14 protein-coding genes, 1 tRNA gene and 2 pseudogenes are annotated in these 13,425 nt (G+C 59.2%); 9 read left to right on the top strand and 8 right to left on the bottom strand.

Annotated elements, in window-relative coordinates; translation table 11 throughout:
- Window positions 1-25: 25 nt before the first annotated feature.
- The 3 genes from G560_RS18385 to G560_RS0103230 form a co-directional block, all read right to left on the bottom strand.
- Window positions 26-805, bottom strand: a complete 780-nt coding sequence (locus G560_RS18385; protein WP_162140848.1) for a tyrosine-type recombinase/integrase — start codon at window positions 803-805, stop codon at window positions 26-28.
- A gap of 94 nt (window positions 806-899) precedes the next feature.
- Window positions 900-975: transfer RNA gene (locus tag G560_RS0103235), tRNA-Thr, on the bottom strand.
- A 63-nt stretch (window positions 976-1,038) separates the two neighbouring features.
- A complete protein-coding gene (locus tag G560_RS0103230) occupies window positions 1,039-2,706 on the bottom strand; it encodes an ABC transporter permease (RefSeq protein WP_022702878.1) in 1,668 nt (555 codons plus the stop codon).
- Window positions 2,707-2,771: 65 nt separating this feature from the next.
- On the opposite strand from G560_RS0103230, the gene G560_RS0103225 reads away from it, so the two are divergent.
- Window positions 2,772-3,689, top strand: coding sequence for a hypothetical protein (locus tag G560_RS0103225; protein WP_022702877.1), 918 nt, complete (start codon window positions 2,772-2,774; stop codon window positions 3,687-3,689).
- 28 nt (window positions 3,690-3,717) lie between these two features.
- Here the strand turns inward: G560_RS0103225 and G560_RS0103220 are convergent, their stop codons facing one another.
- Window positions 3,718-3,972, bottom strand: coding sequence for a DUF2312 domain-containing protein (locus G560_RS0103220; protein WP_028913667.1), 255 nt, complete (start codon window positions 3,970-3,972; stop codon window positions 3,718-3,720).
- A 218-nt stretch (window positions 3,973-4,190) separates the two neighbouring features.
- On the opposite strand from G560_RS0103220, the gene G560_RS0103215 reads away from it, so the two are divergent.
- Window positions 4,191-4,406, top strand: a complete 216-nt coding sequence (locus tag G560_RS0103215; protein ID WP_028913666.1) for a hypothetical protein — start codon at window positions 4,191-4,193, stop codon at window positions 4,404-4,406.
- 19 nt (window positions 4,407-4,425) lie between these two features.
- On the opposite strand, the gene G560_RS0103210 is transcribed toward G560_RS0103215, so the two are convergent.
- The gene (locus G560_RS0103210) at window positions 4,426-6,273 is read right to left on the bottom strand and encodes an enoyl-CoA hydratase-related protein (protein WP_155947123.1); all 1,848 of its coding nucleotides are present in this window, start codon (window positions 6,271-6,273) and stop codon (window positions 4,426-4,428) included.
- Window positions 6,274-6,389: 116 nt separating this feature from the next.
- A complete protein-coding gene (locus G560_RS0103205) occupies window positions 6,390-6,587 on the bottom strand; it encodes a hypothetical protein (RefSeq protein WP_022702873.1) in 198 nt (65 codons plus the stop codon).
- A 233-nt stretch (window positions 6,588-6,820) separates the two neighbouring features.
- Between G560_RS0103205 and G560_RS0103200 the strand changes: the two genes are divergently transcribed.
- From G560_RS0103200 to G560_RS0103185, 4 genes are read left to right on the top strand one after another with little or no spacing between them, the layout of a single operon-like run.
- Entirely contained in the window at window positions 6,821-7,684 is an 864-nt protein-coding gene (locus tag G560_RS0103200; RefSeq protein ID WP_028913665.1) for an MBL fold metallo-hydrolase, read from the top strand.
- 58 nt (window positions 7,685-7,742) lie between these two features.
- The gene (locus tag G560_RS0103195; RefSeq protein WP_028913664.1) at window positions 7,743-8,168 is read left to right on the top strand and encodes a YeeE/YedE family protein; all 426 of its coding nucleotides are present in this window, start codon (window positions 7,743-7,745) and stop codon (window positions 8,166-8,168) included.
- On the top strand, window positions 8,168-8,605 hold the full coding sequence (locus G560_RS0103190; protein ID WP_022702870.1) for a DUF6691 family protein: 438 nt from the start codon (window positions 8,168-8,170) through the stop codon (window positions 8,603-8,605). The genes G560_RS0103195 and G560_RS0103190 overlap by 1 nt, the downstream gene beginning before the upstream one ends.
- Before the next feature lie 9 nt (window positions 8,606-8,614).
- Window positions 8,615-9,043, top strand: coding sequence for a protein tyrosine phosphatase family protein (locus tag G560_RS0103185; RefSeq protein WP_028913663.1), 429 nt, complete (start codon window positions 8,615-8,617; stop codon window positions 9,041-9,043).
- Between the two features lie 173 nt (window positions 9,044-9,216).
- Here G560_RS0103185 and katG read toward each other — a convergent pair whose 3' ends face one another.
- Window positions 9,217-11,382 (bottom strand): catalase/peroxidase HPI, encoded by a 2,166-nt coding sequence (katG, locus tag G560_RS0103180; protein ID WP_028913662.1) that lies wholly within the window; start codon window positions 11,380-11,382, stop codon window positions 9,217-9,219.
- Window positions 11,383-11,521: 139 nt separating this feature from the next.
- Here katG and G560_RS0103175 point away from each other — a divergent pair, with 139 nt between their 5' ends.
- The 3 genes and pseudogenes from G560_RS0103175 to G560_RS21810 all read left to right on the top strand — a co-directional run.
- A complete protein-coding gene (locus tag G560_RS0103175) occupies window positions 11,522-12,415 on the top strand; it encodes a hydrogen peroxide-inducible genes activator (RefSeq protein ID WP_022702867.1) in 894 nt (297 codons plus the stop codon).
- Window positions 12,416-12,462: 47 nt separating this feature from the next.
- Window positions 12,463-12,819, top strand: a pseudogene (locus tag G560_RS21430) (hypothetical protein); the annotation flags it as partial.
- 240 nt (window positions 12,820-13,059) lie between these two features.
- Window positions 13,060-13,186, top strand: a pseudogene (locus G560_RS21810) (transposase); the annotation flags it as partial.
- Here the strand turns inward: G560_RS21810 and G560_RS21320 are convergent.
- The coding region (locus G560_RS21320) for a hypothetical protein (protein WP_033419229.1) at window positions 13,185-13,425 on the bottom strand (241 nt) is incomplete at its 5' end. The pseudogene G560_RS21810 and the gene G560_RS21320 sit on opposite strands and share 2 nt — an antisense overlap.

Below are 13,425 nucleotides of genomic sequence, written 5' to 3'. Positions count from 1 at the left end.
TTGAAACATGGGGTCTTTGCACCGCTTACATTGCAACCAAGGCAGCGCCAACCAAAGGCAGCTCACGATCTGATCCGCTTGTCTTCAGGCTTCGGGCGGAATGTGGGGTGATCCTAATCAGTTCTTGTTCGAGATCGATGTCTTGAAGTCTGAGACCGACCATCTCCCCCAACCGGCAACCAGTTTCAGCGAGAACTGGAAACAACAGGGCCAATCGTGACCCTCCTGCAATCGCCAAGGAAGTTCCCTGCCTCAACTCCTCTACAGTGAACGTCAAACGCTTCTGGCGGTCCTTGCCCTCTCCCTGAATATGAAGCCGTGAGAAAGGGTTTTGCTGCATGACGTCTAGTTCACGTTGAGCGTAGCTTATGACAACGGCAATTGAATTGACCCTGCGTCTGACCGTACCTGTCGAATTTCCCTTGGTTCTCAAGTAAGCAACAAACGCTCGTGCATCCTCACGGGTGAATGCCAGTGCTTCCTTGTCGCCTACTATGGACACAAGTGTATCAACGGCAACATTGGGGGGTGTGGGGTCAATGCCCTTCAGCTCAACATATTCTGTCACCCAGTCACTGAGGAGAACAGGACGGGGCCTCACGGCTTCCAGAAGCGCCTTAACATCTACAGACCGCTTCAGAGATCCTGAAGACCAAGCCTGATCCAGCTTCGTGCTGAGAGCCTTGGCAAGCTCGGATGCTTCCACCCTACCTTGGGAAAGCTTAATTCGAACTGTAGGCCCAAAAGCATCAACTGCATGTTGGGGAACCCGCCGATTGTAGTAGTAAGAACCCTTACGTTCCAACAAGTGTGGAACCATTGTGTGACACGATGTGTGCATAGCATCTTGCTCCGACTGAAAATAATCCAATCACAGCAAGTGCTTGCACTGAAAGAAGTGGTGCCCCCATACGGATTCGAACCGCAGACCCTCTGATTACAAATCAGATGCTCTACCAGCTGAGCTATAGGGGCAATGCGGTTTAAATAACCGTTGCGGGTGGACCGTGCAAGGGTGGAAATTGGATTTCGGTAAATTTATGCGCGATTTGTGTGTGCCATAACCCACACCGCCGCCAACCCCACCGCCATCACCAACAGCGCGGCAGGGGCGGCATCACCCAGCCGCTCAAGGCTGGCTTGTTCATAAACGCGGGTCGCAAGTGTGTTGTAATTAAAAGGCCGCAGCAACAACGTGGCGGGCAATTCCTTTACGCAATCCACGAATACCACCAGCAAAGCAGTCGCCACCGACCCCCGCATCAAGGGCAAATACACATCCCGCAACGTGCCGCCCGCACCCCGCCCCAAGGACCGCGCGGCCAATGGCAAACTGGGCGACACACGGCCAAAAGCCGAATCAACTGCCCCCTGCGCAATGCCGAAAAACCGCACAAAATAGGCCAGCACCAGCGCCGCCGCAGTCCCCGTCAGCAGCAACCCGGGGTCAAACCCCGTCAGCGCCAGAATGGCGTCCGCGATCCGGTGATCCAAGGCTGCCAGCGGGATCAGCAACCCCACCGCCAACACCGTGCCGGGCGCGGCATAGCCAACCGATGTAACAGGCAGCACAAGGCGCGGAAACCCGCGTTTGGCCATCCGCACACCGTACACCAAAAACAGCGCGCCAGCGACGGTCACGACTGCCGCAATTCCCCCCACAACCACCGTATTGCCCAGCGCTTGCAGCAACCCCTTGGACACCCATGCCTCGGGCTTTTTCAACGCATGGCCCAACATCACTGCCACGGGCAGAACGAACCCAATCCCGAACGGTATCAGACAGGCAATCGTCGCCGCCCACGCCCCCGCCCCGCGCAAACGGTGTGGTTCAAGCGGGCGGGCCGCGCGCGACATTTGGTGAAACCGCGCATTGCGGCGGCTCAGCCGTTCCAGCCCCAACAGAAACACCACAATCGCCAGAATAACCAAGGCAATCTGCGCCGCGCCCCCCGCATTGCCCCCAGATAACCAAACCGAAAAGATCCCAGTGGTCAGCGTCTGCACCCCGAAATGGTCAACCGTGCCGAAATCAGCCACGGTTTCCATCAGGGCCAGCGCCACCCCCATTGCAATCGCGGGCCGCGCCAATGGCAAACCCACGCGCCAAAACAGCGCCAAAGGTCCGGTGCCCAACGCGCGTGCTACCTCATACGTCCCGTTTGATTGTTCGCGAAACGCCGCGCGCGCCAGCAAATAGACATAGGGGTACAAGGCTGCCGACAAAACAATCGCCGCCATGCCCCGTGTGCGCACCGCCGGAAACCAGTAATCGCGCGCTGTTTCCCAGCCAAACCCCGCCCGCAAGGCGGTTTGCACGACACCCGAATAGTCAAAGAAATCGACCAGCGCATAGGCCCCCACATAGCCTGGGATCGCCAATGGAAACAGCAGCGCATAATCCAGCCAACGACTGCCCGGAAAGCGGTACATCGCCACCAACCATGCAGCCCCCGTCCCCACACAGGCCGTCAATACCCCGACGCCCCCCATCAAAAACAGCGTATTGCCCAAATAGCGCGGCAAAACCGTTGCCATCAAATGCGGCCAGATGTTTTCAACAGGATGAAAGGCCAACCACATCACCGACAGCACAGGTGCAACCACCAAAACCGCAATCAACCCCGCACCAACCGACCACGCATCGGGCCATGCGACCCGCAGGCGCGCTCCAATTCGGGGATGTTGAGTGTTTTGCTTGGTCATAAACCAACCTGATATAGGAAAGCTGTTTAACTGTCCAGAAAAGGCCGTATAGTTGCGCCAACAGGATGTCGCACAAAGCGGCCCCGACACAGACCATCTGGAAGGCCTTGATGCGGATTGTTTATCACCTTGGTGCCCATTGTACCGACGAAGAACGCCTACTGCGTTGTCTGCTGAAAAACCGCGGCGCGCTGGCCGCAGAAGGCATCATCGTTCCTGGCCCCGCCAAATACCGCACGCTGTTGCGCGACACCGCGATGGCCCTCAAGGGCCAGCCTGCAACCCAAGACACCCAAGCGCTCGTGCTTGATCAAATCATGTCGGAATCCGAGGCCAACCGCCTGATCCTGTCATGGGACAATTTCCTCGGCTATGCCCAAGGGGCTGTGCGCAATGGCATCTATAGTTCCGGCGCCGAACGGATGTTTGCCTTTTGTCAGGTGTTTCCAGGGATCGAGGCCGAATTCCACCTTGCGATCCGCAACCCCGCCACCTTTGTCCCCGCCGTGTTTCAAAAACAAAGCGGTCGCAGCTATCATGAATTCATGGACGGGGTCCAAGTTGACAGCCTGCGCTGGTCCACCCTGATCGCGGCCTTGCGCGCAACCAACCCCGATATGCCCGTAACCGTTTGGTGTGACGAAGACACCCCACTTTTGTGGCCCGAGGTGCTTCAGGCCGTGTCAGGCCATTCGTCGGCGATCACTCTGGCCGATACCGATGATCTGGTGGCCTCCATCATGTCCGCCGATGGCTTGCAGCGCATGGCCTCCTATATGGAAAGCCACCCACCGCAAAATCCGGCGCAGCGCCGCCGCGTTGTTTCGGCGTTCTTGGATAAATTCGCCTTGCCCGAACAGGTCGATTATCTGATCGACATGGAAGGCTGGTCCGAAGATTTGATCGACCGCACAACGCAGGCCTATGACCAAGATGTGTCGCGGATCATGGCGATGGACGGGGTGACATTTCTCACCCCGTAACCCCTGCCGATATAACGCAAAAACCGTCTTACTGCATGCCCAGCGCGGTTTTGTACAATTCCAAAACCGCTTCTTCTTCGGCAATATCATCGGGTGTGCGTTTGCGCAGGGCAACCACTTTGCGCAGCACCTTGGTGTCATAGCCACGGCCCTTGGCCTCGGCCATCAGCTCTTTTTGCTGCTCGGCAAGGTCTTTCTTCTCGGCATCCAACTGCTCGAAACGCTCGATAAAGGCGCGAAGTTCGTCTGCGGTAACGGAATATTGGTCGATCGGGTCGCTCATGACTGCCTCATACATAGGGAACCCATTCCCTAGCGCGGTCGGGGGGGGACGTTCAAGCACAGGTTTTCATCCGCATGGCCCACCCACACCAAAACCGCATTATTTTTACCCCTTTCACCGCGAAAACCCCTTTCGCCCCGATTGCCGCCCTTGTCACGCAAGCCTTGGTCGGTTACGCCCGAAATCACCGCAAAATATGCGGGGGCAAAGGGGGCGTGATGGAAATTCTGATTTGGATCGGTGCAGCCCTGTCCTTGCTTGGCGTCGCAGGTCTTGGCTATTGCATCGCGCTTGCCATGCGCGCCCGCAGCGCGGACCTGCCCGAGGATGAGGCCCGCAAATCCTTGCAAAAGGTCGTCGCCTATAACATGGGTGCGCTGGGGGTTTCCGCCCTTGGGCTGATGCTGGTGGTTTTAGGCATTTTCCTAAGCTAAGGCCCGATAGCGTTTCGCCTCAGGCCTCGTTCAGATCACCCAACGAAATCCCCTGCCGGATCAGGTCGTCCAACAATGGCGCGGGCGTCCAGATGTCGGGGTCATCCTCGGCCATCCGGTTCAAATCATCGCGCAGCACCATCAGCCCGCGCCGTTCGGCCCACAGCATCGGGCCACCGCCCCAACGCGGAAACCCGACACCCACAATCATCGCTACATCAATATCCGATGGCCGCAGTGCCGTTTCATCCCCAATCATCCGCAGGCCCGCATTGGCCAAGGCGGCCATCACAGGCGCTGCAAGCCCTGCAAACAAATCCACGCGGCCCTTGGGTGGCGGGGCGGCCCGATCATTGGCGCGCAGCATTCCCCAACGGCCCAAAAGGTCCAGCACCGGCTCGGGGCCATGCTTGGCCTCCAATACCTGCAAAGCCGCGTTAAACGTCACCGCCAACCCCGCATTGATCCCCGTGCCCTGCCCTTGCACCACCTGCCTCGCAAGGCGTTTCAGGACCCCGAGCAGCGTCGCAATCGCCTCTGGTGCCGCTTTGTCTGACACCAAAACCTCGGCCAGCTTGCCATTCGTCGTGGCCGGCAACAGCACAAGGCCCAAACCCCGCGCGCCGCCATCGCCAACCCGCCCCAGCGTCACAATCGGGGCCCCTGCCTTCACCGTTACCCTTGGCACATCCGCCCCAGGCAAACGGTAGGCTCCGGTCAAAAACAGCATATCCGCCGCGCTCATCTCATCATCGGCAAAGGCCGGAACCACCCGCGCCCAGCGCGCATCATGCTCGGCCGCGCTGATTTTCTGGGCCTCAAGATCCAGCGCCAGCGCCGTGGCCACCGATTCCAACCCTGTGGCCAAGGCCTCCTGCGCGTGATCGGCAAGGGTCACATCATACCCACCCGCCAGCAATTCGCCCACCAGCCGCACCCCATCCGCGCCCGCACCAAGCACGGTCACTTGCGAAACGGGGGTGGCTTTGGCTTTGGCCCCCACCATTCGGCCCATGCGGCGCTCGGCGAAAAACACATGGCGCAGCGCCTCGGCTTCGGGGGTGATAACCAGCTCGGCAAAGGCCGCGCGTTCAAAGGCAAGCCCTTGGTCAAACGGCAGCAATTGCGCCGCTTCAACACAATCAATAATCCGGCCAATAATCCGGCTTAGCCCCGGAATGGGGGCTGCGACCTGCGCGCGCCGCGCCTCGGCAATGGCTGCGAAATAGGCCTTTGGGTCACGAAACCCGTCGCGCCTGTCGCGCGTGGGCACGGGGGCTTGCCCCACCATATGCAAGGCCAGCGCCACCGCCGCGTCTGGCAGGTCACGCTCCACCACCTTATCCAAAATGCCCAAAGCCAGCGCTTCGACCGCAGGGATCGGCTTGCCTGTCAGCATCAGGCGCAAGGCATGTTCCGCCCCGATCAGCCGCGGCAAACGCTGCGTGCCCCCAGCCCCCGGTAAAATGCCCAAACCCACTTCGGGCAGGCCAACCCGTGCCCCCGCCAGTGCCACACGCGCATGGGCCGCAAGGGCAAGTTCCAAACCGCCGCCCAGCGCCGTGCCATGCAAACCCGCAACCACGGGCTTGGCGCTATCCTCGATCAGATCGCAAAGTTCGGGCAATTGCGGTTCAACCGCCGGTTTGCCAAATTCGGAAATATCGGCACCGGCGGGAAAGGTCCGCCCCCGCGCCAGCAGCACGATGGCCCGTACACCCGCCGCGCGATTGGCCTGCGCAATCGCTTGCGCCAGCGCGACACGCACCCCCGCCGCCAGCGCATTTACCGGCGGGTTGTCGATCCATAGGATCATCACAGCGCCGCGCTGTTCCGCCGTGATCGGTGACGCTGTTTCGTTTTGCATATGCCCGCCCAAACCCGTCAGGCCCAACGCCTGTGCTTGGCACTATTAACAGGCCTCAGTCGCAGTTTTGCAATGCCAAGCCGCACAAAATGCCGCCCAAACCCGCGATTTTGCGCCTAAACAGGCATGTTATCAAACATCGCTTCGGTTTCCTCTTCGGTCGAAACCTTGGCGCCAGTGTCAAACGCCGCCCCAGGCATCACCGCCATCAGCGCCTGCATTTCGTCAAACAACCCTGTCAGGCTTTGGCCCGCGACCAGCGGGTCAGTCGCATGGTTCTCATTTGCAGCATTTGTTTTCGGTGTCTTGGTCATCCTATCCCCCTAACCTGTGCCATCCGCATCCCATCCCCCAAAACGGCATCAAGCCAAGGTTTGATCTGCGGGGCACAAAACCTGTCTCTCGTTTGGCCTCATATTATGCTAGCATGCCCAACGGCAAAACCGCCTTGACCCAAATCAAAAGCACAACTTTCCACATATTCAAATCTTGAAATATGTTTGCGACCTGCTATATCAACACCAACCACAGCAATCAGAGGTCTGCCATGAAACCACTTGTCCACGCGTTCTTTGACGAAGCCACCAATACCTTGACCTATGTGGTGCGCGAACCCCAAGGCAGCGCCTGTGCGATCATCGATTCCGTGCTGGATTTCGACTATGCCTCGGGGCGTACCGATACACGCTCGGCCGATGCGGTGATTGCGTTTGTGCAGGCCGAACAGCTTGATCTGCAATGGATTTTGGAAACCCATGTCCACGCCGACCACCTGTCGGCGGCCCCCTACATCCAAGAACGCCTTGGCGGCAAAATCGGGATAGGCCAGCAAATCACCGTGGTGCAGGATACCTTTGGCAAAGTGTTCAACGAAGGCACGCGGTTCCAGCGCGACGGCTCGCAATTCGACCAATTGTTTTCACAAGGCGACAGCCTGATGATCGGGCAAATGCGGGTGGATGTGATGCACACCCCTGGCCATACCCCCGCCTGCCTGACCTATGTTGTGGGCGATGCAGCCTTTGTCGGCGATACCTTGTTCATGCCCGATTTCGGCACAGCGCGCTGCGATTTCCCGGGCGGGTCGTCGGCCACCCTGTTTGATTCCGTGCAAAAAATCCTCGCCCTGCCCGATGCCACCCGCATTTTCGTGGGCCATGACTACAAGGCCCCGGGCCGCGACGAATTTGCATGGGAAACCACCGTCGGCGCGCAAAAGGCGCTGAACATCCACATCGGCGCCGGTAAATCCAAGGCCGACTTCATCACCATGCGCAATGCCCGCGATGCCACCCTTGCGATGCCGCGCCTGATTATCCCGTCCTTGCAGGTCAATATGCGCGCAGGCCAGATGCCCGAAGCCGAAGACAACGGCCAAGTCTATCTAAAGGTCCCCGTAAACGGCCTCTAACTCGGGCCACGCTTTCCTGCTATAGCCCCCAAAACATAACAACCCTGAGGACCCGATGATACAAGACGCATGGATATACGGCCTGATCGGCGGCCTGATCATAGGCTCGGCGGCAGCACTTTACTTGCTGGTCAATGGCCGCATCATGGGCGCATCGGGCATTTTGGGCGGGCTGGTGGATGGCTCGGCGCGTGGCAATGCCCCCGAACGCATCGCCTTTGTCGCGGGGCTTGTCGTGGTGCCGGCCTTTCTGGCAGCTTTGATCGGCAACGCGGAAACCAACATCACCAGCAACCCGATCGTCATCATCGCCGCAGGCCTGCTCGTCGGTATCGGCACGCGGCTGGCCAATGGCTGCACCTCGGGGCACGGGGTTTGCGGCATCTCGCGCCTGTCGTTGCGCGGCATTGTTGCTACCGTGTTTTACCTGCTTGCAGGCGGCATTGTCATGGTTCTGTTCCGTCATGTTTTGGGGGTCATCTGATGTTGCGTAATCTGTTTGCCGCCCTTTCGGGTGGGCTGTTTGGTGCTGGCCTGTTGATCTCCGGCATGACCGACACGACCAAGGTTCAAGGCTGGTTGGATGTGTTCGGCGATTGGGACCCGACCCTCGCCTTCGTTCTTGGCGGGGCAATTTTGCCAATGGCAATCGCATGGCGCATTGCCGCCCGCCGCCGCACCGCGTTTTTGGGCGATACAATCCCCGCACCAAACACCGCAGGGCCGGATAAAAACATGATCATCGGCTCGGTTCTGTTCGGGATGGGCTGGGGACTTGCGGGCCTGTGCCCCGGGCCTGCGATGGCCTCGCTCAGCTTTGGTGGCTGGGGAGGGATGCTCTTTCTTGTTGCGATGGGCGCTGGGATGTATATTGCACCCAAGGTCCGCCAAAAACTCGACCAAAACAGTGCAAACGCCTAAGGAATGATGATGGATATTCGCGCCCTGACCCCCACCTATGCCGTGTCGCCCCAGATTGACCTGTCCGACCTGACCGCGATCAAGGCGGCGGGCTATGTCGCCGTAATCGACAACCGGCCCGATGGGGAAATTCCGCCATCGCATCACACCGAAAATATGCGCCGCGCGGCCGAGGAGGCGGGGCTGGCATTTTTTGCCAACCCTGTGATTGGCGGCATGATGACCATGGAGAATGTGACCGAACAGGCGGAAGCGATGGAGGCGGCGGGGGGGCCGGTGCTGGCCTATTGTGCCAGTGGAAACCGGTCTTCTGTGGTGTGGGCGCTGGCCCATGCGGGGCAGATGCCTACAGATGATCTGATCGGGATTCCGGCGCGGTTTGGCTATCAGCTGGAAGGGTTACGAGGCCAGTTGGATATGATGGCGCAGAAGGGTTGAAGGCAAATGTCCGCGCAATGTTCGCGCGCGGACACTTTCACAAGCTATTGATATAAGTCAATACTTGTAAAAATATTTACTTTTTATTAACCCGAGACATCGCGCGTCTGCGGACCATATTACAAAAAATGCCGGGCAACGCGCCCGGCATTTTTGGTTTCAGACCCGCAAGATCATGCCAGACCGGAGGTCATTACCTTGGTCCATACCGCGGCGAAATCGCGCACGAATTTGGCGGCGTTATCATCTTGGGCATACACCTCGGCATAGGCGCGCAGAACCGAGTTTGACCCGAACACCAGATCAACCCGTGTCGCCGTGTACTTTACAGCGCCCGACTTGCGGTCCTGAATGTCATACAGGTTGCGGCCTTTGGGCACCCATTTGAACGCCATATCTGTGAGCGTTACAAAGAAGTCGGGTGTCAGCGCGCCAACACGGTCGGTAAAGACGCCATGCGCGGTGCCGCCGTGGTTGGTGCCGATGACCCGCATACCACCGACCAGAACCGTCATTTCATGCGCGGTCAGGCCCATCAACTGCGTGCGGTCAAGCAGCAGTTCCTCGGCGCTGACGGCATAATGCGCCTTTAGCCAGTTGCGATAACCATCATGCAGCGGCTCCATCACGTCAAAGCTGGAGGCATCGGTCATCGCATCGGTGGCATCACCTCGGCCTGCCGTGAACGGCAAGGACAGCGAATGCCCCGCAGCTTTTGCTGCTGCCTCAACCCCCATGTTGCCTGCAAGCACGATCACATCCGCCACGCTGGCCCCCGTTGCAGCCGCAACGGCTTCCAGCTTGGCCAATACCGATGCCAGACGGTCAGGCTCATTCCCCGCCCAATCCTTTTGCGGCGCAAGCCGAATACGCGCGCCGTTGGTGCCACCGCGCAGGTCCGACCCGCGGTAGGTGCGCGCACTATCCCACGCCGTTGTCACCATATCCGACACCGACAAACCGGCAGCTGCGATCTTGGCCTTGACCGCTGCCACGTCATAATCCGTGCGGCCTGCTGGCACCGGATCTTGCCAGATCAGATCTTCGGCAGGCACGTCCGGCCCGATATAGCGCGCCTTTGGCCCCATATCGCGGTGCGTCAACTTGAACCACGCCCGCGCGAAAGTTTCCGAAAAGTAATCCTGATCAGCGGCAAAGCGTTCGGAAATGGCGCGGTAAGCCGGATCCATCTTCATCGCCATATCGGCATCGGTCATGATCGGCATGCACTTGATGGTCGGGTCTTCGACATCGGCGGGCATATCTTCGGGCGCGATGTTGATCGGCTCCCACTGCCACGCCCCTGCGGGGCTGCGGCGCAGCTCCCAGTCATATTTGAACAGCAGCTTGAAATAGCCGTTGTCCCATTTGGTTGGCTCAGTCGTCCACGCGCCTTCGATGCCGCTGGACATGGTGTGGCGGCCAAGGCCGTTATTGGCGGTGGTGCCATTGCGCCAGCCCATGCCTTGCTCTTCCAGATCACAGCCTTCGGGGGCGCTGCCGATATCTTCGCCGCGCCCTGCCCCGTGGGCCTTGCCAACGGTGTGGCCACCTGCGGTCAGGGCCACAGTTTCTTCGTCATTCATCGCCATGCGGGCGAAGGTTTCGCGCACATGATGGGCGGTGTTCAGCGGGTCGGGTTTACCGTTCACACCTTCTGGGTTCACATAGATCAGGCCCATTTGCACAGCGGCCAAGGGGTTTTCCATGGTCGACGCATCGGTGACATCGCCATAGCGGCCATCACTTGCCGCCAGCCATTCCTTTTCTGCGCCCCAATAGATGTCTTTTTCCGGGCCCCAGATATCGGCACGGCCAAAGCCAAAGCCAAAGGTTTTCAGGCCCATGGATTCGTAGGCCACATTGCCCGCCAGCAGCATCAGGTCTGCCCAGCTGAGTTTGTTGCCGTATTTCTTTTTGATCGGCCACAGCAGGCGGCGCGCCTTGTCAAGGCTGACGTTATCGGGCCAGGAATTGAGCGGGGCAAAGCGCTGGTTGCCGGTATTGCCGCCGCCGCGCCCATCGGCCAAGCGGTAGGTGCCGGCAGAATGCCATGCCATGCGGATCATGAAGCCGCCATAATGGCCCCAATCGGCAGGCCACCAGTCCTGACTGTCGGTCATCAATGCGATCAAATCGGCCTTCAGCCCTGCGAAATCCAGCGATTTCACCTCTTCGCGATAGTCAAAATCAGGCCCCATCGGGTTGGTTTTGCTATCATGCTGGTGCAAAATATCGAGGTTCAACGCATTCGGCCACCATGCCGCATTCGCTTGCGAACTGGCCGTTACAGCCCCGTGCATCACCGGGCATTTCCCTGCGGTATCGCTTCCGTCCATAGCAGTCTCCATTCTTGGCTAATCTAAGTCATGGCAGGCACCGCCCGAATCCTCTGGCGCACCCCCTTGAGCAGAATAATACCACGCCAAATCCATAAACAAAATTTGCATTTTCCAATATAAGCCATATGCTGTGCTTATGATTGGCATCACACTGAAACACCTTCGCTATTTCGAAGCACTCTCGCAGCACAAGCACTTTGGCCGCGCGGCGGCGGCCTGTGCCATCTCGCAACCCGCGCTTTCCTTGCAAATAAAGGAACTGGAAACGATCCTCGGCGCGCCTTTGGTCGAACGCTCGGCCCGCCAGATCCGCATGACCAGCTTGGGCGAGGCGTTTGCGCTGCGCGCCCGGGATATTCTGCGCGGGGTGGATGAATTGGGTGATATGGCCCGCGCGTCCTTCAGCCCGCTAATGGGGCGCTTGCGCATCGGCATCATCCCCACGATTGCCCCGTATCTGCTGCCCAAAATCATCAAGGACCTTGGTGCGCGGTATGCCGCGCTGGATCTGCGCCCGCGTGAGGCGGTGACCCAAAAGCTGCTGGATGACCTGCAAGGCGGCACTCTGGACGCCGCCATCATGGCCCTGCCCGCGTCGGAACCCAGCCTGCACGAACAGCCCCTGTTTGACGAAGAATTTGTCCTCGTCCGCCCACTGGCCGATGCGGGCAACCCCGTGCCTAACCCCGAATCTTTGCGCGAAATGCGGCTTTTGCTGCTTGAGGAAGGGCATTGCTTTCGCGATCAGGCCTTGTCGTTTTGTGCAGGGTCCACTGCCTTGCCGCGCGATTTGATGGAGGGCAGCGCGCTGTCGACCCTTGTGCAGATGGTCGGCGCAGGCATTGGCGTTACCTTGATCCCCGAAATGGCCGTAGCGATTGAGACCCGATCTGCCGAGGTCAGCATCGCCCGCCTGAACCACCCCCGCCCCACCCGCACCATCGGCATGGTCTGGCGCAAAACCAACCCCTTGGCCGAGCAACTCGCCCATATCGCAGGGATCGTGCGCGGGGCGCGGATGGGGACCTAATCGCCCCGAGTTTGTCTGAGACCATCACCTTAAGTAGGGTTGCGGTTATGACGAAAAGCAAAATGGCAAATCGCTCCTCGCCAGAGGTCCGCGCACGTGCGGTCCGAATGGTGTTCGAGCATCAAGGCTCTTACAAAATGCAGGGGGCGAGATTGCGGCCATTGCATACCGCTGACCGGCCGCGGGAACTCGACCGCCCACTGAATCGATGATCGCCTTCATTCGCTGCCCGTCAGCGCATGTTCACATGCTCGAGAGGGGAGGATCCGCGCGCTGTTTGCGGCGTTGAGTCAATCTGCAGAGTACTGCCGATCGCGCCGTCGACGCATTACCACCGTCTCGCATGCCTCGTTGATCCGCCCAACGCTTCGGCGCGGCATCAGCGGGATACGGAGCGACCCGAGACTGGCCAGACGGGCTCGGACAGCCCTTCGGGGGATTTTTGGCAAATGAGCGATGCTCCTTTCACCACACCCCGCCACATGGTTCCAAACTGGGACCATCTGACTGACAACGAGAAAGGCTGGGTAGAATGTATCAGGATCATCTCAGGCGGGGGCGACCCGTGTATCACACCGAAATGGTCTTGCCCCGTTTTGGTTCCGGTCTTTTTCGAGCAATGTTTGCTATGAAGGAGATTAAGAATGGCAACGAGACACACAGGCGAGTTTCCGCGTGATGCAGTGCGGATTGCGGTTACAAGCGGCTTAACACGACCGCAAGTTTCATCAGGTTTGGGTGTTGGGCTTTCGACGCTGAACACGTGGGTTCAAAAGCATCCGTTGCCCGGCAGGGCATTGCGCAGCAATGTCCCGAGAGGGAGCACGATGCTCTTATGGCGGGTCCGCACGAGGACGTTGAGAAAGAGAACGAACCCCTTCGCAAAGAAGTCCGCATAGCTCGCGCGAGGAGAGGGAAGTGTTAAAAAAGGCGGCAATCCGTTGGCCGGTAGGTGAATGGAACATTCACCGTTAGGCTTCTTTGCTGGCCAAAGCCCCCTCTCGCGCATG

The sequence above is a fragment of the Pseudorhodobacter ferrugineus DSM 5888 genome (assembly GCF_000420745.1).
In the GTDB taxonomy this organism is placed as follows: Bacteria; Pseudomonadota; Alphaproteobacteria; order Rhodobacterales; family Rhodobacteraceae; genus Pseudorhodobacter; species Pseudorhodobacter ferrugineus.
This window is presented reverse-complemented; position numbering and strand designations above follow the sequence as displayed.